Raw genomic sequence first — 19,395 nt, 5'->3', positions numbered from 1 at the left:
AACAGGAGAGGGACGCATGGAACGCAGGCGACTGCTCAACGCCGGAGCCGGGTTCACCCTGGCGGCAGTGGCGGGACAGACCATCACCCCCAGCGCGGCGCACGCCGCCACGACACCAACGGCCGTAACCGCACCGGCGGACGGCACCGGCACTGCCGGACACCGCTGCTCCGGCACCCCGGTCACCACGTACGGCGTCGCGTCCCTGACGGCGGCGATCGTCGGCACGACCGTCCTCGGCAACCATGCCTACCTCGTCGCCCGGGGCCAGACCCCCACCCTCGTCGGCGAGATCGACCTGACGACGAGAAAGCTCACCAGAACCTTCCGGCTCGACCGCGGCGACGGCGGCTGGGCGGCCACCGTCTCCGGCGGCCAGGTGTACATCGGGACCTACCCCTTCCCCGACATCCACCGCATCGATCCCACCACCGGCTCCGTCACCCGCATCGGCACCGTCGGCCCGGCCGGCGGCTTCGTCTGGTGCCTCACCACCGCCCCCGACGGCACGGTGTACGCGGGCACCAGCCCGCGCGGTGAGGTCTGGGAGTACAAGCCGCTGACCGGCACCCTGCGCAACCTCGGCGCCGCCATGGCCGGCGAACAGTACGTCCGCGCCATCGCCGCCGACGACCGTTACGTCTACGCCGGCACCCTGCCGCGCGGCTTCATCGTCGCCTACGACCGGACCACCGGCGTCAAGCGGAGCATCACCCCCACCCCCTACGGCGGCGCGTCCGCCCTCCTCGCGCGCGGCGGCCGGGTCCTCGGCTCCTTCGGCAGGTCCATCGTCGACCTGGCCCCCGACGGCAGCGACGCCCACGTCATCCCCATCCCCGCCCCCGAGCGCATCGCCGACGCCATGACGGTGACGGCCGACGGCACCCTCTACTGCGTCGGCCGCCCCACCGGCACCGTCTACCGGCGCGACGGCGACGCACTCGTCAAGGTCGCCGCCCCCGCCACCGGCGACGAGCACCGCGCCCTCGTGCCCCTCCCGGACGGCAAGATGCTCGGCGCCGTCGGCAGCGGCCGGCTGTGGTGGCTCGACCTGCCCACGGGGAAGTCGGAGCTCGTCGAACTGATCGACATCGGCCTGTCCGGCCCCGACCCCGTCCAGTCCATCACGTACGAGTCCGGCGGCACCGTCCACGTCGGCGGCCACTACTCCCTGACGACCCACCGGCCCGCGCACGGCACCTCCAAACGCATCAGGATCCCCGGCGAGCCCAAACAGCTCCGGGCGATCGGCGGCAAGGTGTACGCGGCGATGTACCCGAGCACCGAGTTCCTGGAGATCGACCCCCGCCGCGGCAAGGTCCGTTCGATGGGGTTCATCGAGAACGACCAGCAACGCCCCACCGACATGGCGTACGTACCCGAACAGGACCTCCTGCTGGTGGCGAGCGCGCCCCCGGCCGGTGGCCTCAAGGGCGCCCTCACCCTCGTGGAACGCTCACGCGGCAGGCTCACCGTCCACAAGGACGTCATCACCGACCAGAGCGTGATGTCCGTCGCTCTCGACGACCGGATCGGCCGCCGCACCGCCTACCTCGCCGGGGACACCTGGGGCGGCGGCAGCGTCCCCCCGACCCGGCCCAACGCCACGGTCGTCGCCTACGACGTGCGCCGCCGCACCGTGCTGTGGGAGGTCACACCCGTCGAGGGCAACGCCAGCATCCAGCACATCGAGGTGCACGACGGCATCCTGTACGGCGTCTACAAGCGGCAGTCGGGCAACTGGTTCGCCATGGACATCGAGTCCCGCACCGTCCTGAGGACCGGCAAGCTCCCGAGCTACGGCGAGATCAGCGTCCACTTCGGCCAGGTGTACGCCTCGGTGTTCGGCGGCTCCGTCTACCGGCTCGGACCGCTCGACACCGGGGACGGCGAGGCCGAGCTCGTCCTCGGCGGACTCGGCAACGGCTGGTACAACCCGCCGCAGTTGGCCTGGGAACGCGCCACCTGGCACGCCTGGGGCGTCTCCACCCGCGCCCTGGCCCGGCTGCGGCTCGACCCCCTGTGCCCGTCGGGCACGCCGTCGGAGATCACCGCCCAGTACGAGGCGATCCTGAAGGGCCTCCTGGCCAACTGACGTGGTCGCGGGCGACCCTGCACGGCCCCTCACCACCCAAAGGGCACCACCGTCCCGCACCCGGCGTACGACCGGGGCGGGGCCGTGCAGGGTCGCCCCCGCAGAGATTGGCGGCGCCGGAAGGGCTCCCGTTCCGACGTACCCAAAAGCCGCCGGCCTCGAGGAGGTGAGCCCGGAGGGGCCACGCCCCCACCCACCGGCGGCAGCCGCACCGCGGGCGCCCCCTTGGCCGGTTCCTAGGCCGGCTCGGGGGCCGTCTCCTTGGCCAGCGCCTCCAGGCAGTCGACGACCGCCCGCCGCTCCGACGCGGGCAGATCCGGGCCGTACGGATCGTGCGCGGCCTCCTCCGGGACCAGGCCCTCCCACACCGCCGCCCACAGCATCCGCTGTACATAACCCTCGATGGGCGCGAAGAACGTGGCCGCCGCGAACCGGTCCAGCCGTGCCGAGGCCCGTACGAAGCGCCCGTGGTCCCCCTCGCGCCACGCGTCCAGGACGGCCACCGTCAACGGCACCCTGGCCGCCGCGATCCCCACCAGCGCCGCATCCGCACCCCACATCAGCGACGGCCCGAACATCCGGTCCTCGCCGGTGATGACCAGCGCGCCGCTCCGCCGGGCCGCTCCGATCGCATCCTGACAGGCCATCGCCCGGTCCAGCGTGGCCAGCTTGATGCCCACCGCCGACGGCAGCGCCAGCAACCGCTCCACCAGTCGCGGCGGGTACGGATAACCACCCGCCTCCCCGTGCAGGAAGAACCCCACCACCGGCAGCCCGCTCTCCGACGCCACCCGCTCGTGCAGCTCCACCGCCGCGTCCTCGTCCCCGTCCAACTGCGCCAGCGGATAGACCATCACCGCGTCCGCGCCGCCCTCCGCGGCCCGCACCGCCATCCCGACCGTCGCGTCCACCGCGTCGCCGAGGCCCACCGCACCGGCCGCACGCGGCACACCGACCCCCGCCACCACCGGCCGGTCGACGGCCTCCCGCCACACCGCGAGGACCCGGCGCCGGTCCTCCTCCGACAGGTACAGTCCGCGCCCCGTATGGGCCCACACCGCCACCCCGCCGATCCGCTCCCCGGCGATCCGCTCCGCGTACCCGCGCAGCGCCCCGAAGTCCACAACCCCCGACGCGTCCATCGGGGTTGCCACCGCCGGAAGGACGGTGCCGCGCAACCGCCGTACCAGGTCCTCAGAAGCCGACATGGACGTGCTCCCGTCTGTCGCGGCCGTCGTCGACACGCTAGCCTTTACGGTCCGGACCGTAAAGGAAGGGCCCACCGAGGAAAGGGACGGCGCTCTGATGCGACTCGGCCTGTACGTCAACCTCTACGCCGACCAGGCCGACCGGCCGCGCCTCGCCGACGCCGTCGAGCAGGTGCGCCTCGCCGAACAGGCCGGGTTCGCCTGGGCCGTCCTCGGCGAACGGCACCTGCACCGGCCCGGCTACCACGAGGCCGTCACCTCCCTGGCCTATCTCGCCGCACACACCGACCGGATCGGCCTGGCCACCGCCGGACTCATCGCGCCCGTCCACCACCCGGTGATGCTGGCCGAGACCCTCGCCCACATCGACGTCCTCTCCGGAGGCCGCCTCACCGCCGGATTCGTCCTGGGCTACCGCCCCGAGGAGTTCGCGCTGTACGGCACCCGGCCCCAGGAGCGCGTGTCGCGCTTCGAGGAGTGCCTGGAGCTGGTCACCCGGCTGTGGACCGAGGACAAGGTCACCCACCGGGGCCGCCGGTACAGCGTCGAGGACGCCTTCCTGTCACCCCGGCCCGTCCAGCGGCCCCGGCCCCGCATCTGGAACGGCGGCCGTGTGCCCGCCGCCCTGGAGCGGACCGCCTGGACCTGCGACGGCTGGACGACGTCCTTCAACGAGACCGACGAGGAACTCCCCAAGAAGATCGCCCTCTACCGGTCCTTCCCGCGCGGCCCGCGTTCCCTGGGCGCCGAGGTCATCGTCTGCCGGGAGGGGTACGCCGCGCCCACCACCGCCCAGGCCCGCACCGCGCTGGAAGGCCCGCTGCGGGGGCTGTACGACGCGTACGGCGACTGGAAGCGCACCTCCGCCGACGCCGCCCGCTACGCCCAGCCGTGGGAGGACATCGCCGCCCGGTCGGTCATCGGCTCGACCGCCGAGTGCGCGGAACGGATCGGCCGGTACGAGGAGATGGGCGCCGACGGGATCGTCCTGCGCATCCAGCCGCCCGGCATGCCGCAGGCGGACGCGCTGCGGGCGATCGAGGCGTTCGGCGCGCTCACGTCGCTCACGCCCTGAACCGGCGCCGGACCACCTCGGCCGCGCGGGCGATGTAGGCCACCGCCTCCCCGTCCGCCATCAGCATCGGCTGCCGCACCCACACCACGCTCTCCTCCGCCGCCTCCGCGACCGGGCAGGGTGCTCCCGGCTTCACGTACGGCACACGGCTCAACGAACGGTAACCGGCGTCCAGCGGCACCCCTTCGGCGGCCATCGCGGCCAGGAACGCCTCCTTGGGCCGGCCGCCGAAGGCCCCGGAGTCGTACCGCAGCATCGCCAGGTGCCAGGTGTGGCGGGTGGTGCCGGGCGGCGCGGGGACGAGGTCCAGGCCCGGTACGCCGCCAAGGGCCTCGGCGAGCACGGCGGCACCGCGCGCCCGCCGGTCGAGCCAGCCGTCGAGAAGGCCGAGCTGCGGGTGGAGGAGCGCCGCCTGGAACTCGGTCATCCGCAGGTTCCAGCCCACCTCCGGATGGTCGTACCAGCCGCCCTCCGGGCTCCGGCCCACGTTGTGCAGCGCCCACACGCGCTCGTACAGGACACGGTCGCCGGTCACCACGATGCCGCCCTCCCCGGCGGTCATCGCCTTGCTCGACTGGAAGCTGAAGCACGCCACGTCCCCGAGGGAACCCGCCGGGCGGCCGTGCCGTGCGGCGCCGTGCGCCTGCGCCGCGTCCTCCACGACCGGAAGCCCCAGCGCGCGCAGCGCCTCCGTGTCCGCGGGAGCCCCCGCGAGATGCACCGCCATGACCGCCTTCGTACGCGGCCCGACGAGCGCGCGTGCGGCCTCGGGATCGAGGTGCAGGGTGTCCTCGGTGACGTCGGCGACGACCGGGTCCGCCCCGGCGAGCGCCACGGCCGTCGCGCTGGCGGCGAAGGTGTAGGCGGGCACGATCACCTCGTCACCGGGGCCGACGCCGAGCGCGCGCAGCGCCAGGAACAGGGCCACCGTGCCATTGACGGTGCACACCCCGTGCGCCGCCCCGGCATGCCCTGCGAACGCGGCGGCGAACTCCTCGGTCGCGGTGCCGCTCGTGGCCCCCCACCGGCCGCTGTCCAGGACCGCCAGCAGGGCCCTGCGCTGTTCGTCGGTCGCGGGTGGCGGCCAGGAGGGCCACTGCGGCGGCCCGTTCATACGATGCCTTTGAGGAGCCGGTCCATGGTGCCGTGCAGGACCTGTTCCCGGTCCTCCTCCGGCAGGTCGGCGAGCAGCACCCGGCCGAGCCCGGTCCGCAGGTCGAGGAAGACGGCGTCCGACCCGAACGCCACCCGGTCGGCTCCGGTCCCGGCCACCATCCGGGTGAGGTGACGTGCCGTCATCCGTGATCCGCACGTCTCCAGCACCAGGTCGGGACAGCGCTCGGCGGCCTGGATGGCGGGGCGCAAGCCGTGCGGGAACAGCCCCGCATGGCCCATCAGCAGCGGTACGCCGGGGTGGCGGGGCGAGACGGCGGCGAAGTGGCGGGCGTCGGACCAGGCGCTGCCGTGCTGGCTGTGCGCCAGGACGAGCCGCCTCCGCTCGGCCGCCGCCTCGAACGCGGGCGTGTACGCCCGGTCGTCGAGCGCCGTCTCGTGCACCTCCGGGTGCAGTTTGACGCCGATGACGCCGGGCACGTCGAGCAGGTCCCGCAGCCGCTCGGGGGCCTGCGGGTCGTGCGGCTGGTAGACGGCCCAGCCGAGCAGCCGGCCGGGGTGCGCCTGGAGGGCCTCGACCAGCAGGGCGTTCCCGGCGCGGGCGTCGGGGCCCACCGCCAGCAGGTGCGACACGCACGCGGTGGCCACACCGCAGCGGTCCATCATGGCGACCAGGCTCTCCGCCGAACCGTCCGGGACGGCGAACGCCGGCCACCGCCCGATGTGCCCGTGCGCGTCGATGACGTCCATGGCCGGGCTCATGGTCCACCGCCCAGGAGCCTGAGGGCGTTCCCGCCCGCGATGAGCGCCGCGTCGTCCGGCGGCAGGTCCAGGGTGTCCAGCAGGTAGCGGGGCCCGGCGTCGTCCGTGACCGGGGCACCCGTCCCGAACAGCACCCGGTGGGCGCCGTACCGCTCGGCGATCCACTCCACCTGACGGTGGCCGCAGAGCGTGGAGGTGTCGACGTACAGCGAGGGGTGGGCCTCCAGCAGCTCGGCGAGCTCCCGCAGCGCCCGGTATCCCGTGCCGGTCAGCACGATTCGCGGTGTGGGTGGGGCGGCGGCCAGCAGGTGCAACTCGCCGGCGGTCACCTCGTCCCAGGAGAGCAGCACGGCCGTGCCGCCCGCCGCCAGCTCGGCGAGCAGTTCCCGGGCGTGCGGCCCGGTGACGGACCAGCCGTGCTGCCGCGGGCAGAGCCGCACCAGCGGAGCCCCTCCCGCCCACGGGCCGGTGCCGAGCGGCCCGGGCACGAGGACCGGTACCGGCCGCAGCCGCCGGTCGCCGACGAGGTCCAGCTGCTCGTTGCCGTCACGCGGGTCGCCGTGGACGGCGTACGAGTGGATGACGCATGCCGTGTCGATGCGCAGCCGGTCCAGTTCGGCGACGAGGCCGGCCTCGTCCCTGGTGGGTACGTCGTCGTGGGGGAGGGGGCCGAGGGTGCGGTTGATGTCGACGACCACGGTCATGACTTGAGGCCGCTGGTGGCGATGGAGTCGGTGAGGTACCGCTGGAGCAGGCCGAACACCAGCAGGCACGGGATGACGGTGATGGTCGCGCCGGCCATGATCTGGTTGATCGTCACGTTCTCGCCCTCCAGGGTGGCGAGACCGACCGTGAGCGTACGCATGGCCTCCGACTGGCCGATGACCAGTGGCCACAGGAAGTCGTTCCAGTGCCAGAGGAAGACGAACACGCCGAGGGTGGCGAGGATCGGCCGGATCAGCGGCAGCACGACGGTGGTGAAGACCCGCCACTCCGACGCCCCGTCGATCTTCGCCGCCTCGAACAGCTCGTCGGGCAGTTGCACGATGAACTGCCGCATCAGGAAGACCGCCTGCGAGTTGGCGAGGGTCGGCACGATCAGGCCCCAGTACGTGTCCACGCCGCCCATCTCGGAGACGAGGATGTAGTACGGGATGAGCGTCGCCTGGAAGGGCACCATCAGGGTCGCCAGGAACGACCAGAACAGCACTTCGCGCCCCGGGAAGCGCTTCTTGGCGAACGCGTACCCGGCCATCGACGCGAACAGCAGGATCAGCAGCACCGACACGAGCGAGTAGACCAGCGAGTTGAGCGCCCAGCGTGTGATGTCGGCGCTCTGCAGGACGTCGGTGAAGTTGTGCCAGGTGGCGCGGGTGAGGTCGAAGGCGCCCGGCAGGGTGCGGCCGCCGGGTGGTGCGAACGCCACCAGCACCATGATGACGAAGGGGGTGACGGTCACGAACGCGACCAGGACCAGCAGGACCGGCAGCCTCAGCCGCGTCATCAGTCCTCCTCCCTTCCGATGAGCCGCCGCTGAATGAGTGAGAAGACGAGCACGATGAGGAAGAGGACGAGGCCGACCGCGCTCGCGTAACCGAAGTCGAAGAACTTGAAGCCGGAGTCGTAGAGGAAGTACACGAGCGAGTAGCTGGCCCGTACGGGGCCGCCGGCGGTCATGACGTACATCGCGTCGAAGACCTGGAAGGCCTGGATGGCCTCGATGACGAGGACGAAGAAGAGCACCGGGCGGAGGAGGGGCAGCGTCACCCAGCGGAAGCGCTGCCAGGCGCTCGCACCGTCGATGGTGGCCGCTTCGGAGACCTCGCGCGGGATGGACTGGAGCCCGGCGAGCAGGATCAGCATCGAGTAGCCGAAGCCCTTCCAGGCGGAGGCTGCCGCGATGGAGGGCAGGACGAGCGACTCGTCACCGAGGAAGTCGACCGGGCCGGTCCCGAGGACGCCGAGAGCCGCGTTGAGCAGCCCGTCCTCCACCTCGTAGATCCACTTCCAGATGACCGCGGCCAGCACGATGCTCGTCACGTACGGCAGGAAGAACAGGCCCCTGAAGAAGCCGCGCAGCCAGAGCGTGCGGTGCAGCAGTACGGCCGTGCCGAGCGCGAGCAGCACGGTCATCGGCACGTACAGCGCGGTGTAGACGGCGGTGACGCCGAGGCTCTCCCAGAACAGGTCGTCCGAGAGGAGCCGGGTGTAGTTGCCGGCGCCGATGAACGTCCACTCGCCGCTGAGCCGGTAGTCGGTGAGCGACAGGAACGCGGCACCGAGAGTCGGCCCGAACCGGAAGACGAGGAACAGCACGAGCATCGGCGCCACGAACGCCAGCCCGACCAGCGCCTCCCGCCGCCGCGCGGGACTCCGCCGCCGCCCCGACCCCCCCGGCCCGCCCGGCGGAGCGGCACCTGGTGAGGCATCCGGCGGAGTGGCCACACCCGTCACGGTGCCTGGTGAGAGGCCTGCGGGGAGGCCGTCGGCCACCGTCCCCGGTGCACCGGCCACCGCCCCCGGAGCGGCCTCCGGCGTGGCACCGGCCAACGCGCCCGGGACGGCCGCCGGTACCGCCTCGGACGTCGGGGAGCCGGCGCTCCGGTCGGCGGGCGGCGCACCGGCGCCGCTGCCTCCCGTGCGGCTCTCGGCGGCCGTGGAGGCCACGGGCGCGCCGTCCGGGAGCGCCGGGCGCGCGGTGGCTTCGCGCCGCGCGGGGGCACCGGGTTCGGAGGGTTCCGGCTCGTCTGGGGACGCCTCGCGGGGCTCGACTTTGCTCAACGCTGCCGCGCCAGCAGGTCGTCGCCCTCCTTGGCCGCTGCCTCCAGCGCCTGCTCAGGTGTCTTCTTGCCGGTGAGCGCGGCCTGGATCTCCGGCGTGATGAGCGCCATCAGCTGGCGCGCGGCGGGGTGCGGCTCGCCGGGGAACGTGTGGGCCAGGGCCGCCTCGTACTCCTTGGCGAAGGGGTTGTCGTTGGGGACCGTGACATCCGTGCGCGGGGAGAAGAACCCGCCCGCTTTGCCCATGGACGCGATCTGCGCGGGCTCGGTCATGTAGGCGATGAACTTCTCCGCACCGGCCAGGTTCTTCGTCCGGGCGTTGATGCCGAGGCCGCCCGGCATGCCGAAGCAGACCTGCTTGCGGGGACCGGTGAGGGCGGGGCCGACGATCACGTTCTCCTTCCCCCAGGTCTTCTGGGCGAGTGCGGCGTCGGAGGGCGTATTGGTGTAGCCCATCGCCACCTGTTCCTTGCCCAGCGCGTGGTCGGTGAAGAGGTTGGCGTTGGTCAGCGCGGACCGGGGCACGGCCCCGCTCTTGTAGAGGTCGACGAGGAAGGTGAGGGCCTCGACGCCCTCCGGGCTGTTGAACGCGGTCTTCTTGCCACTCTCGTCGAACACCTTGCCGCCCGCCTGCCACAGCAGCGGGTAGAAGCTCATGTTGAGCGAGGCCTCGTTGCTCGCCGAGTAGTCGAGGGTGGCGACCCCGGCCTGCTTCAGCTTCGGTGCGGCTGCCCTGAGGGCGTCCCAGCTGGCGGGAGGTTCCTTTATCCCCGCCTTGTCCAGCAGTTTCTTGTTGTAGAGCGTGCTGGTGACGGTGTGGTAGATCGGCGCCGCGTAGACCTTGCCATCCTGCGTCATGGCTTCGAGGGCGGCCGGCCGGAAGGCGTCCCGTGACTTCTCGATGGCCCGGTCCACGGGCTGGACCGCGCCGTTCGCCTGGAACTGGGGGATCTGGTCCGGACCGAGCAGCACCACGTCGGGGCCCTTGCCGCTGCCGAAGGCGGTGGCCAGCTTCTGGTCCCGGTTCTCCCAGGGCAGTTGCTCGATGGTGAGGTCGAGATCCTTCTGAGCGGCTTCGAAGCCCTTCTCGATGCCGTCCCAGTATGCGGCGTTGGCCTTCGGATCCATGATCACCGGGTACATCCAGACGGTGACCTTGTTCGACCCCGAGCCGCTGTCACCGCTGTTGCACCCGGCCGCGGTGAGCGCGGTGAGGGTGAGGATTGCGAGAGGAACGGTGGCGCGCTTGAACCCTGTCTTCATGCTGGGCCTCCGGAAGGCCTGTCAAAACCTGGACAGTTTCGGCCTGGGCCGAAAGTAGCTGGGCTGTTTTGCACTGTCAATGCTGCGCGGCCGCGCCGCCCGCGGCCACCCGGCAGGCCACAGCGACGGCCCTGGGGCCGGCCCCCCACTCGTTCGGACGACACGTCACCTTCCTCTCCGCGCACCGCGGCGGACGAGCCGTCAGGTGCAGCCGATGACGCTCCACGGCCGACGGGCCATACTCCGCTCCCGGCCCCGCGCCCGGCCTCGCCCCGGCCCCGCTCCCGGCCTCGCCCCGCGGCCTCCCGCTCCGCGGACGAACCGGTCACCTGGCTTCGTCCTGCCGAGGTCATGGCCGGTGATCGCGCCAGTGCCTGCTCGGGCTCCGTCCCGTCGCCATCCGGCGCCACGTCGGCCGGTTCAGCTCGGCGCCGTGTCGCAGTTGGGCCGAACGGGTGAGGGAGGCGAGGATAGGGGGATGAGTAGGTACGAGAGGTACGACGTCACCGACGAACAGTGGGAGGGCCTGGCGCAGGTCGTCCCGCTGCGGGGGCGCAACGAGTGGCCGTCCAGGGTCGACCACAGCACGATCCCGCAGGACTACGAGGCCGCCGAGCAGCGCCGTATGGTCGTACTGCGGGTGCAGGTCTTCGCCGACGCGCGGGAGGTCGCCGAGTACCTCATCGCGCAGATCCCCGTCCTGCTGGACCTGACCGCGGCCGACGCGGACGTCGCCAAGCGGATCCTGGACTTCAGCAGTGGCGTCGTCTTCGGGCTCGGCAGCGGAATGCACCGCGTCGACCGGAACGTCTTCCTGCTGGCGCCCGCCGGTACGGAGGTCGAGGGCGTCGCCGCCGCGGTGGTTCCGCATTCCTAGGCGGTTCCCTCGTTCGTAGGAAGGCTGTTCGGGCGGAACGGTTCAGCATCGCGCGCCCTCATACGGTCCGAGCATGCACGCGACCCACCCCGCCCCCTCCGCGCCGCCCTCCGCCGCGCTCACTCGCCCCGCCGTCACGGAACTGCGGCTGTCCGCCTTCAGGACACACCGCGGCGCCGCCTTCCGGCTCGCGCCGGTGACGCTCTTCGCGGGGGCGAGCGGCACCGGCAAATCGAGCGCGTTACAGGCGTACGAAGCCCTCGCCCTGCTCGGCGCGGGAGCCACGCTCGCCACCGCCTTCCCGGACCCCGCCGGCTGCGTACCCGACCGCGCGGAGGCGGACGCGGAGGGGCGGCGAGGGTTCCGGATCGGCTGCACCGTGGACGGCCCGGCCGGGCCCGTGCGCCTCGACCTGGCCGTCCAGGCGGAGCCGGAACTGCGGATCGTGGGCGAACGGCTCACGGGCGGCGACGGGCGGACCCTGCTCACCACCGCGCTCCGCGACCCCGGCCGCCGCACCGTGCAGGCCGAGTGGCACACCGCCGGCTCGGTGCCGGTCACCCGCGCCCCGCTCCCCGGAGACCGGCTCGGTACGGCGCTGCTGCCACTGCGGGTGGCCGGCAAGACCGAGGGGCAGCGCCGCGTACTGGCCGCCGCCGAACAGGTCGTCGTCGCCCTCCGGTCCGTCTTCCCCTGCGACCCGCAGCCGCAGCGGATGCGGGCCCCCGTGGCCGCGGGCGACGGGCGGCTGCGGCGCGGCTGTGACAACCTCGCCGAGGTCCTGCACCGCACCCGCACCGGCTGCCCCCGCAGGCACGCCCGGCTGGCGGCGGTCGCCCGGGCGGGCTGCGCCGGACCCGTACGCGACCTGGACGTCGAGAAACTGGCTGACGGAAGGGTGCGAGCGGTGCTCGGCCGCGGCCCGGAAGGCGGCATGCCGGTCGAACGGCTCGGCGAGGGGGAACTGCGCTACCTCGCCCTCGCGCTGGTGCTGCTCACGGGGCCGGGGGTCCTGGCCATGGACCCGGTGGCCGAGGTGCCCCACGCGATGCAGACCCTCACTGTGCTCGCCGACGGTTTCGACCGCGCCCTCGACCGCCGCCAGACCCGCGAACTGGCGGGACTGGCGGCGCAGATCTGCGCCGAGGGACACATCCGCCTGGTGGGGACGGTCGGCGAGGCGGGTGCGAGGGCCGCGCGCGGGCGGGCCGGAGTGACGGTGGTAGACCTGAATCCGTGACGGAACTGGATGTGCAGGGATTGCAGCGAAGGCTCGCCGAGTTCGCGGCCTCGCGGGAGTGGCAGCCGTACCACACGCCGAAGAACCTGGCGGCGGCGTTGAGCGTCGAGGCGGCGGAACTGCTGGAGATCTTCCAGTGGTTGACGCCCGAGGAAGCCGCCCGGGTGATGGACGATCCCGAGACGGCGCACCGGGTGGCGGACGAGGTGGCCGACGTACTGGCCTACCTCCTCCAGTTCTGCGGCGCGCTGGGGGTCGATCCGCTGGCCGCGCTGTCCGCGAAGATCGACCGGAACGAGGTCAGGTTTCCCGTCGGGCGGCCGCCCGGGCGTGCCGCGAGGGCGCCGCGAGAGCCGGATCGTCACTCTACGGAGTGATCAACTTATTCACACTGAGCTTCCTGTCCACAGATTTCCGAATTCCCCTGGCTTTTGGGTCCGTTCGCCTTCACTCTGGGTAGTGAATAGATGGGCGGACAGTCGTACGAACGGGGGCGGCGTACATGGAAGCGGAGCGACTCATCGCGACCGGCCGGCGCGCCCTGGCGGACAGCCGGGTGGCGCTGGACATCGTGACGGAGGCATGGCAGGCGCAGATGCTCGCGCAGGCGATCGGCCACCACCTGGCGCTGTCCGGTCCACCGGAGCTCAGGGGCGAGGCGCGAAGCCTCAGCGAGATCGGCAGCCGCGGCGGAGCGGGCCCGAACCACCCGGCGCGGGCACTGAGGCTGTCGGAGATATCGAATGTGCGGGGTGCGTTACTGGGCCTGGGCGCGCTGCTGGGCGAAGTGGGCATCGCCCTCGTCGGCGTAGCCTGCGCCACCGACGAGGAGGGGCTGTACTGGCAGTGCGTCGAAGCGATCGACGCCGCGGACGAGGCCGGTGACCGGGTGCGCGTGATGCTCCGCCGCCTCGCCGTCCGCGAGCGCGCCAGACCCCCCGACCCCGCCGACTCGTCAGCGGGCTCGCCCTGACCAAGGGGCGTGGCGGGGCCGGTTCGTCCTACGAGGGCGGGAGGTGTGGACGAGGAGCGTCGCGCTGGAGGGACGCGGGCCTTGGGGAGCGGAGAGAAGCGGGGCGGTCTCCATACGGAGCGCGCGCGGAGCCCGGCCGGGCGTCGGGGCCGGAGCCCTCGGGTGCGGAGCGCGCGCGGGGTCGTGGGCGAGGGCCGGAGGTTCGACCGGGGGCCGACGCGGGGCGGCTGCGTCGGGTGGCGGGCCGGGCGCGTGGTGGGGCGGGCCGGGCGCCGGGGGTGTCCGGCGGCGGGGGCGACGGCCTGTGGCGGGCGGGGCGATCTGCGGTGGCGAGGGGCCTTTGGTGGGCGACGGGCCCGTGGTGGGCGCTAGACCGTGCGGGCGTCGGTGTCCGGGGCGGGAGGTGAGTGAGGGGTGGTGTCGGGGGACGGGAGGCGGTCGGCCGAGGACTGCAGGTCGGCGTCGAGTTGCGTCAGGTCGGCGCTCAACGCCGCCATCAGCTCTTCCATCTGCTGCAGCAGGCCCTTCGGGTGTTCCGGCGCGGTCTGCTCGGGCACGGCTTCCTGGGACATGGCGGCCTCCTCGGCCCAGGCCCTTCCGCTGGGGGAGGGCGGCAAGAGAGAACGACGCGCCGACATCCGCCGCCGGCGCGTGGGCCGGGCGGTCCGGCTCCGCCCGAGCCAACGACGTGTACGCGCCGGGGGTCACTGGCGGAGACGCCCAGGGGCCCGAGTTCGATGATGTTCACCCGGCCGGGAGGGGGAGGTTGACGGTCGTTCGACGGTGCAGGATGGAGGTATGGATCTTCGAATCTTCACCGAGCCCCAGCAAGGGGCCGACTACAACACTCTGCTGGCCGTCGCCAAGGCCACCGAGGACCTCGGCTTCGACGCCTTCTTCCGGTCGGACCACTACCTCCGCATGGGGTCCGCCGACGGGCTGCCCGGCCCCACGGACGCGTGGATCACCCTGGCCGGGCTCGCCCGGGAGACCAAGCGGATCCGGCTCGGCACGCTGATGACCGCCGGGACGTTCCGGCTGCCCGGCGTGCTGGCCATCCAGGTCGCGCAGGTCGACCAGATGTCGGGTGGCCGGGTCGAACTCGGGCTCGGGGCCGGCTGGTTCGAGGCCGAGCACAAGGCGTACGGCATCCCCTTCCCCAAGGAGAAGTTCGGCCGCCTGGAGGAGCAGCTGGCGATCGTCACGGGCCTGTGGGCCACGGAGACCGGCAGGACGTTCTCCTACGACGGGACGTACTACCAGCTCACCGACTCGCCCGCGCTGCCCAAGCCGGCCCAGGCCAAGGTGCCCGTCCTGATCGGCGGGCACGGGGCGAAGCGCACACCGCGGCTGGCCGCACGGTACGCCGACGAGTTCAACATCCCGTTCGCCTCCCTGGAGGACAGCGAGCGGCAGTTCAGCCGGGTCCGGGCGGCCGCCGAGGAGGCCGGGCGCAAGGCGGACGACCTCGTGTACTCCAACGCGCTGATCGTCTGCGTGGGCAAGGACGACGCCGAGGTGGCCCGCCGTGCCGCGGCCATCGGACGGGAGGTGGAGGAACTCAAGGCGAACGGTCTCGCCGGCTCGCCCGCCGAAGTCGTCGACAAGATCGGCCGGTACGGGGCCCTCGGCTCCTCGCGGATCTACCTCCAGGTCCTGGACCTGGACGACCTCGACCACTTGGAGCTGATCTCGTCACAGGTCATGTCTCAGCTCAACTAGCCGCAGGACCCCGAAAAACCCCTGGTCGGGCGGTGCGCGCCAGGCAATACTCGGACGTGTGTTCCTGACGATCAGTACGACCGGTAGCCCACAGCGTCCCGCCACCGACCTCGGTTTCCTGCTGCACAAGCATCCCGACAAGGCGCAGGCGTTCTCCACCTCGCACGGCACGGCGCACGTCTTCTACCCCGAGGCGTCGGCCGAGCGGTGCACGGCGGCACTGCTGCTCGAGGTGGACCCCGTCGCGCTGGTCCGGCGCGGCAAGGGCAAGGGCAGGGGCGGCGCGCCCGACTCGGCGCTCGCCCAGTACGTCAACGACCGGCCGTACGCCGCCTCGTCACTGCTGTCCGTCGCGCTGAGCACGGTCTTCAAGAGCGCGCTGCGCGGGGTCTGCACCGCGCTGCCCGAGCGGGCCGCCCAGCCGCTGCCCCTGCGCATCGAGATCCCGGCGCTGCCGGCACGCGGCGGCGCCGACCTGGTGCGCGCGCTCTTCGGCCCGCTGGGCTGGACGTCCGTCGACGCCGAGCCGGTGGCGCTGGACGAACGGTTCCCGCACTGGGGCGACTCCCGGTACGTACGGCTGGTGCTGGAAGGTGAGCTGAGGCTCGTCGACGCCCTGCGGCACCTGTACGTCCTGCTGCCGGTCCTCGACGACGCCAAGCACTACTGGGTGGCGCCCGACGAGGTCGACAAGCTGCTGCGGGCCGGTGAGGGCTGGCTGGCCGACCACCCCGAACACAAGCTCATCACCAGCCGCTACCTCTCGCGCCGCTGGGGCCTGACCCGCCAGGCGATGGAGCGCCTGGAGCTGGTCCGGCTCGCCGAGGCCGACGACCTGGACGTCGACGACGTCGACAACGCCGTCGACGAGGGCACCGACACCGAGGAGAAGCCGGTGCCGCTCGCCGAGCAGCGCCGCGAGGCGATCCTGGCGGCGCTGCGCACGGCGGGGGCGAGCAAGGTGCTCGACCTGGGCTGCGGCCAGGGCCAGCTGGTACAGGCGCTGCTCAAGGACGTCCGGTTCACCGACATCGTGGGCGTCGACGTGTCCGTACGGGCGCTGACCGTCGCCGCGCGACGGCTGCGGCTGGAGCGGATGGGGGAGCGGCCGGCCGGACGCGTGAACCTGCTCCAGGGCTCGCTCACGTACACGGACAAGCGGCTCAAGGGTTACGACGCCGCCGTCCTCAGCGAGGTCGTCGAGCACCTCGACCTGCCGCGGCTGCCGGCGCTGGAGTACGCGGTGTTCGGGTCGGCGCGCCCTACGACCGTGATCGTGACGACGCCGAATGTCGAGTACAACGTGCGCTGGGAGACACTGCCCGCCGGGCACGTCCGCCACGGCGACCACCGGTTCGAGTGGACGCGGGAGGAGTTCCGCGCCTGGGCGCGGGGCGTGGGGGAGCGGCACGGGTACGGCGTGGAGTTCGCCCCCGTGGGGCCGGACGACCCGGAGGTCGGACCGCCCACCCAGATGGCCGTCTTCACCCTGGCCACTGCAGACGAGGAGAAGGCCGCATGACCCAGTCCACCACCCCGACCCGCAGGCTGCCGGTCACCGACCTGTCCCTCGTCGTGCTCATCGGCGCCACCGGCTCCGGCAAGTCGACCTTCGCGCGCAAGCACTTCAGGCCCACCGAGATCATCTCCTCGGACTTCTGCCGCGGGCTGGTAGCCGACGACGAGAACGACCAGAGCGCGAGCGGCGACGCTTTCGACGTCCTGCACTACATCGTCGGCAAGCGCCTCGCCGCCGGCCGGCTGACCGTCGTCGACGCGACCAGCGTGCAGCAGGAGAGCCGCCGGCAGCTGGTGCGCCTGGCCCGTGAGCACGACGTCCTGCCCATCGCGATCGTCCTCGACCTGCCCGAGGAGGTGTGCGCCGAGCGCAACGCCGCCCGGCCCGACCGCGCGGACCTGCCCCGCCACGTCATCCAGCGCCACCGCCGCGAGCTGCGCCGTTCGCTGCGCGGGCTGGAACGCGAGGGCTTCCGCAAGGTGCACGTCCTGAAGAGCGTGGAGGAGGTGGAGGCCGCCGAAGTCGTCCTGGAGAAGCGGTTCAACGACCTGCGGCACCTCACCGGACCCTTCGACATCATCGGTGACGTCCACGGATGCAGCTCGGAGCTGGAGACCCTGCTCACCAAGCTCGGTTACGAGGACGGCGCGCACCCCGAGGGGCGTACCGCGGTCTTCGTCGGCGACCTCGTCGACCGCGGCCCGGACAGCCCCGGCGTCCTGCGCCGCGTCATGGGCATGGTCGCCTCCGGCAATGCCTTGTGCGTGCCGGGCAACCACGAGAACAAGCTCGGGCGCTGGCTGAAGGGCCGGCAGGTGCAGCGGACGCACGGGCTCGCCGAGACGATCGCCCAGCTGGAGGGGGAGAGCGAGGAGTTCCGCGAGCAGGTGCGGACGTTCATCGACGGGCTCGTCAGCCATTACGTCCTCGACGAGGGCCGGCTCGTCGTCTGCCACGCCGGGCTGCCGGAGAAGTACCACGGCCGCACGTCGGGGCGGGTGCGTTCGCACGCGCTGTACGGCGACACGACCGGCGAGACCGACGAGTTCGGGCTGCCGGTGCGCTACCCCTGGGCGGAGGACTACCGCGGCCGGGCGGCCGTGGTGTACGGCCACACTCCGGTCCCCAACACCTCGTGGATCAACAACACCATCTGCCTCGACACCGGTGCGGTGTTCGGCGGGAAGATGACCGCGCTGCGCTGGCCCGAGCGGGAGCTCGTCGACGTACCCGCCGAGAAGGTCTGGTACGAGCCGGTCAAACCGCTCGCCACGGAGGCGCCCGGCGGCCACCAGGGCCGGCCGCTGGACCTGGCGGACGTGCACGGGCGCCGGGTCGTCGAGACCCGGTACGCGGGCAACGTCGGCGTACGCGAGGAGAACGCGGCGGCCGCGCTGGAGGTCATGAGCCGGTTCGCGGTGGACCCGCGACTGCTGGCGTACCTGCCGCCGACGATGGCGCCCACGGCGACGTCCAAGGAGGAAGGCTTCCTGGAGCACCCGGCGGAGGCGTTCGCGCAGTACCGCTCCGACGGGGTCGAGCGGGTCGTGTGCGAGGAGAAGCACATGGGTTCGCGGGCGGTGGCGCTGGTGTGCCGGGACGCGGACGTGGCGCGGACACGGTTCGGGGCGGACGGCCCGACCGGCGCGCTGCACACCCGTACCGGGCGGCCGTTCTTCGACGACCAGGCCATGACCGAACGGGTCCTGGACCGGCTGCGCACGGCCATCGGCGCCGCCGGGCTGTGGGACGAGCTGGCAGCATCCAATAGCGCCTCCGGCGCGGGCGACTGGCTGCTGCTGGACGGCGAGCTCATGCCGTGGTCGCTCAAGGCGTCCGGTCTTCTGCGCTCACAGTACGCGGCGGTCGGCGCCGCCTCGGGCGCGGTCTTCCCGGGCGCGGTCGCGGCGCTGGAGGCGGCCGTGGGCCGGGGCGTCGACGTGGCCGGGCTGCTGGGCAAGCAGCGGGAGAGGGCGGCGGACGCGGCGGCGTTCACCGAGGCGTACCGGCGCTACTGCTGGGACACGGAGGGGCTGGACGGGGTGCGGTTCGCGCCGTTCCAGATCCTGGCGGGGCAGGGGCGTTCGCTCGCGGGCGTCCCGCACGACGAGCAGCTCGCATGGCTCGACCGGCTCGTGGAGCACGACCCGACCGGTCTGCTCCAGGTCACGCGCCGGCTCGTCGTCGACACCGGTGACGAGGCGTCGGTCCGGGCGGGCGTCGACTGGTGGCTGGAGCTGACGGGCGCGGGCGGCGAGGGCATGGTCGTCAAGCCGCTCCAGGCCCTCGTACGGGACGGGAAGGGGCGGCTGGTCCAGCCGGGCATCAAGGTGCGCGGCCGGGAGTACCTGCGGATCATCTACGGTCCGGAGTACACGCGCCCGGAGAACCTGACCCGGCTGCGCGAACGCCACCTCGGCCACAAGCGGTCCCTCGCACTGCGCGAGTACGCCCTCGGCCTTGAGGCCCTCGCCCGCCTGGCGGACGGCGAACCCCTCTGGCGCGTCCACGAAGCGGTCTTCGCCGTGCTGGCCCTGGAGTCGGAGCCGGTCGACCCCCGCCTCTGACCCCCCGTGCGGGGTCCCCGCGGCCCAGGACCGCGGGGGGCCCGCGGGCCCAGGACCCCGTGCGGGGCCCCGGGCCCAGGACCCTTGGAGGGTGACCGCGCCAAGGACCCGCCCGGCCAGCCGCGCGCCGTCCGGGATCTCGGGGACCTCGCCGTGCGGGCCGAGCTCGATCGAGCCGGTGGTGATGCGGGGCCGCTGAGC

17 protein-coding genes are annotated in these 19,395 nt (G+C 72.7%); 9 read left to right on the top strand and 8 right to left on the bottom strand.

Annotated features, from left to right (window positions below):
• Positions 1-16 precede the first annotated feature (16 nt).
• On the top strand, positions 17-2,095 hold the full coding sequence (locus tag ABT360_RS28270) for a hypothetical protein (protein WP_351822398.1): 2,079 nt from the start codon (positions 17-19) through the stop codon (positions 2,093-2,095).
• Between the two features lie 236 nt (positions 2,096-2,331).
• On the opposite strand, the gene ABT360_RS28265 is transcribed toward ABT360_RS28270, so the two are convergent.
• Entirely contained in the window at positions 2,332-3,303 is a 972-nt protein-coding gene (locus ABT360_RS28265) for a dihydrodipicolinate synthase family protein (RefSeq protein ID WP_351822395.1), read from the bottom strand.
• 97 nt (positions 3,304-3,400) lie between these two features.
• Here ABT360_RS28265 and ABT360_RS28260 point away from each other — a divergent pair, with 97 nt between their 5' ends.
• Positions 3,401-4,378, top strand: a complete 978-nt coding sequence (locus tag ABT360_RS28260) for an LLM class flavin-dependent oxidoreductase (RefSeq protein ID WP_351822393.1) — start codon at positions 3,401-3,403, stop codon at positions 4,376-4,378.
• Here the strand turns inward: ABT360_RS28260 and ABT360_RS28255 are convergent.
• The 6 genes from ABT360_RS28255 to ABT360_RS28230 all read right to left on the bottom strand — a co-directional run bounded on the left by ABT360_RS28255 (position 4,368) and on the right by ABT360_RS28230 (position 10,296).
• Positions 4,368-5,492 carry a DegT/DnrJ/EryC1/StrS family aminotransferase gene (locus ABT360_RS28255; protein ID WP_351822390.1) on the bottom strand — a complete coding sequence of 375 codons (1,125 nt, stop codon included), beginning with the start codon at positions 5,490-5,492 and terminating at the stop codon, positions 4,368-4,370. The two genes, ABT360_RS28260 and ABT360_RS28255, sit on opposite strands and share 11 nt — an antisense overlap.
• A complete protein-coding gene (locus ABT360_RS28250; protein WP_351822387.1) occupies positions 5,489-6,241 on the bottom strand; it encodes an amidohydrolase family protein in 753 nt (250 codons plus the stop codon). Before ABT360_RS28250 ends, ABT360_RS28255 begins: the two co-directional genes overlap by 4 nt.
• Positions 6,242-6,249: 8 nt before the next feature.
• Positions 6,250-6,957, bottom strand: a complete 708-nt coding sequence (locus tag ABT360_RS28245) for an amidohydrolase family protein (RefSeq protein ID WP_351822384.1) — start codon at positions 6,955-6,957, stop codon at positions 6,250-6,252.
• Positions 6,954-7,757: a carbohydrate ABC transporter permease gene (locus ABT360_RS28240; RefSeq protein WP_351822381.1), complete on the bottom strand. Its 804-nt coding sequence runs from the start codon at positions 7,755-7,757 to the stop codon at positions 6,954-6,956. Before ABT360_RS28240 ends, ABT360_RS28245 begins: the two co-directional genes overlap by 4 nt.
• Positions 7,757-8,920, bottom strand: coding sequence for a carbohydrate ABC transporter permease (locus ABT360_RS28235; RefSeq protein WP_351822379.1), 1,164 nt, complete (start codon positions 8,918-8,920; stop codon positions 7,757-7,759). The genes ABT360_RS28240 and ABT360_RS28235 overlap by 1 nt, the downstream gene beginning before the upstream one ends.
• A 110-nt stretch (positions 8,921-9,030) precedes the next feature.
• A complete protein-coding gene (locus tag ABT360_RS28230) occupies positions 9,031-10,296 on the bottom strand; it encodes an ABC transporter substrate-binding protein (RefSeq protein ID WP_351822376.1) in 1,266 nt (421 codons plus the stop codon).
• A 478-nt stretch (positions 10,297-10,774) separates the two neighbouring features.
• Between ABT360_RS28230 and ABT360_RS28225 the strand changes: the two genes are divergently transcribed.
• The 4 genes from ABT360_RS28225 (at position 10,775) to ABT360_RS28210 (ending at position 13,386) form a co-directional block, all read left to right on the top strand.
• A complete protein-coding gene (locus ABT360_RS28225) occupies positions 10,775-11,173 on the top strand; it encodes a cell division protein SepF (RefSeq protein WP_351822373.1) in 399 nt (132 codons plus the stop codon).
• A gap of 73 nt (positions 11,174-11,246) precedes the next feature.
• Positions 11,247-12,413, top strand: a complete 1,167-nt coding sequence (locus tag ABT360_RS28220) for an AAA family ATPase (protein WP_351822371.1) — start codon at positions 11,247-11,249, stop codon at positions 12,411-12,413.
• Positions 12,410-12,790, top strand: a complete 381-nt coding sequence (locus tag ABT360_RS28215) for a nucleotide pyrophosphohydrolase (protein WP_351822368.1) — start codon at positions 12,410-12,412, stop codon at positions 12,788-12,790. Before ABT360_RS28220 ends, ABT360_RS28215 begins: the two co-directional genes overlap by 4 nt.
• A gap of 125 nt (positions 12,791-12,915) precedes the next feature.
• Entirely contained in the window at positions 12,916-13,386 is a 471-nt protein-coding gene (locus ABT360_RS28210; RefSeq protein WP_351822365.1) for a DUF6099 family protein, read from the top strand.
• 368 nt (positions 13,387-13,754) lie between these two features.
• Here ABT360_RS28210 and ABT360_RS28205 read toward each other — a convergent pair whose 3' ends face one another.
• A complete protein-coding gene (locus tag ABT360_RS28205) occupies positions 13,755-13,958 on the bottom strand; it encodes a hypothetical protein (protein WP_351822362.1) in 204 nt (67 codons plus the stop codon).
• Between the two features lie 226 nt (positions 13,959-14,184).
• Here ABT360_RS28205 and ABT360_RS28200 point away from each other — a divergent pair, with 226 nt between their 5' ends.
• From ABT360_RS28200 to ABT360_RS28190, 3 genes are read left to right on the top strand one after another with little or no spacing between them, the layout of a single operon-like run.
• Entirely contained in the window at positions 14,185-15,108 is a 924-nt protein-coding gene (locus tag ABT360_RS28200; RefSeq protein WP_351822359.1) for an LLM class F420-dependent oxidoreductase, read from the top strand.
• Positions 15,109-15,166: 58 nt separating this feature from the next.
• Positions 15,167-16,630, top strand: a complete 1,464-nt coding sequence (locus ABT360_RS28195) for a 3' terminal RNA ribose 2'-O-methyltransferase Hen1 (RefSeq protein WP_351822356.1) — start codon at positions 15,167-15,169, stop codon at positions 16,628-16,630.
• Positions 16,627-19,194 carry a polynucleotide kinase-phosphatase gene (locus ABT360_RS28190; RefSeq protein ID WP_351822353.1) on the top strand — a complete coding sequence of 856 codons (2,568 nt, stop codon included), beginning with the start codon at positions 16,627-16,629 and terminating at the stop codon, positions 19,192-19,194. Before ABT360_RS28195 ends, ABT360_RS28190 begins: the two co-directional genes overlap by 4 nt.
• The last annotated feature ends 201 nt before the right edge of the window (positions 19,195-19,395 follow it).

The organism is Streptomyces sp. NPDC000229, assembly GCF_040300825.1.
Taxonomy (GTDB): Bacteria; Actinomycetota; Actinomycetes; order Streptomycetales; family Streptomycetaceae; genus Streptomyces.
Note: the sequence above shows the minus strand (reverse complement) of the source record. Positions and strands in the feature narration are given on the sequence as shown.

What these genes read in the sequence shown, in the direction of transcription:
- ABT360_RS28265 (WP_351822395.1), bottom strand. Translation starts at nt 3,303, where the DNA reads ATGTCGGCTTCTGAGGACCTGGTACGGCGGTTGCGCGGCACCGTCCTT.
- ABT360_RS28220 (WP_351822371.1), top strand. Translation starts at nt 11,247, where the DNA reads ATGCACGCGACCCACCCCGCCCCCTCCGCGCCGCCCTCCGCCGCGCTC.
- ABT360_RS28270 (WP_351822398.1), top strand. Translation starts at nt 17, where the DNA reads ATGGAACGCAGGCGACTGCTCAACGCCGGAGCCGGGTTCACCCTGGCG.
- ABT360_RS28245 (WP_351822384.1), bottom strand. Translation starts at nt 6,957, where the DNA reads ATGACCGTGGTCGTCGACATCAACCGCACCCTCGGCCCCCTCCCCCAC.
- ABT360_RS28250 (WP_351822387.1), bottom strand. Translation starts at nt 6,241, where the DNA reads ATGGACGTCATCGACGCGCACGGGCACATCGGGCGGTGGCCGGCGTTC.
- ABT360_RS28255 (WP_351822390.1), bottom strand. Translation starts at nt 5,492, where the DNA reads ATGAACGGGCCGCCGCAGTGGCCCTCCTGGCCGCCACCCGCGACCGAC.
- ABT360_RS28230 (WP_351822376.1), bottom strand. Translation starts at nt 10,296, where the DNA reads ATGAAGACAGGGTTCAAGCGCGCCACCGTTCCTCTCGCAATCCTCACC.
- ABT360_RS28190 (WP_351822353.1), top strand. Translation starts at nt 16,627, where the DNA reads ATGACCCAGTCCACCACCCCGACCCGCAGGCTGCCGGTCACCGACCTG.
- ABT360_RS28210 (WP_351822365.1), top strand. Translation starts at nt 12,916, where the DNA reads ATGGAAGCGGAGCGACTCATCGCGACCGGCCGGCGCGCCCTGGCGGAC.
- ABT360_RS28260 (WP_351822393.1), top strand. Translation starts at nt 3,401, where the DNA reads ATGCGACTCGGCCTGTACGTCAACCTCTACGCCGACCAGGCCGACCGG.
- ABT360_RS28225 (WP_351822373.1), top strand. Translation starts at nt 10,775, where the DNA reads ATGAGTAGGTACGAGAGGTACGACGTCACCGACGAACAGTGGGAGGGC.
- ABT360_RS28200 (WP_351822359.1), top strand. Translation starts at nt 14,185, where the DNA reads ATGGATCTTCGAATCTTCACCGAGCCCCAGCAAGGGGCCGACTACAAC.
- ABT360_RS28240 (WP_351822381.1), bottom strand. Translation starts at nt 7,757, where the DNA reads ATGACGCGGCTGAGGCTGCCGGTCCTGCTGGTCCTGGTCGCGTTCGTG.
- ABT360_RS28205 (WP_351822362.1), bottom strand. Translation starts at nt 13,958, where the DNA reads ATGTCCCAGGAAGCCGTGCCCGAGCAGACCGCGCCGGAACACCCGAAG.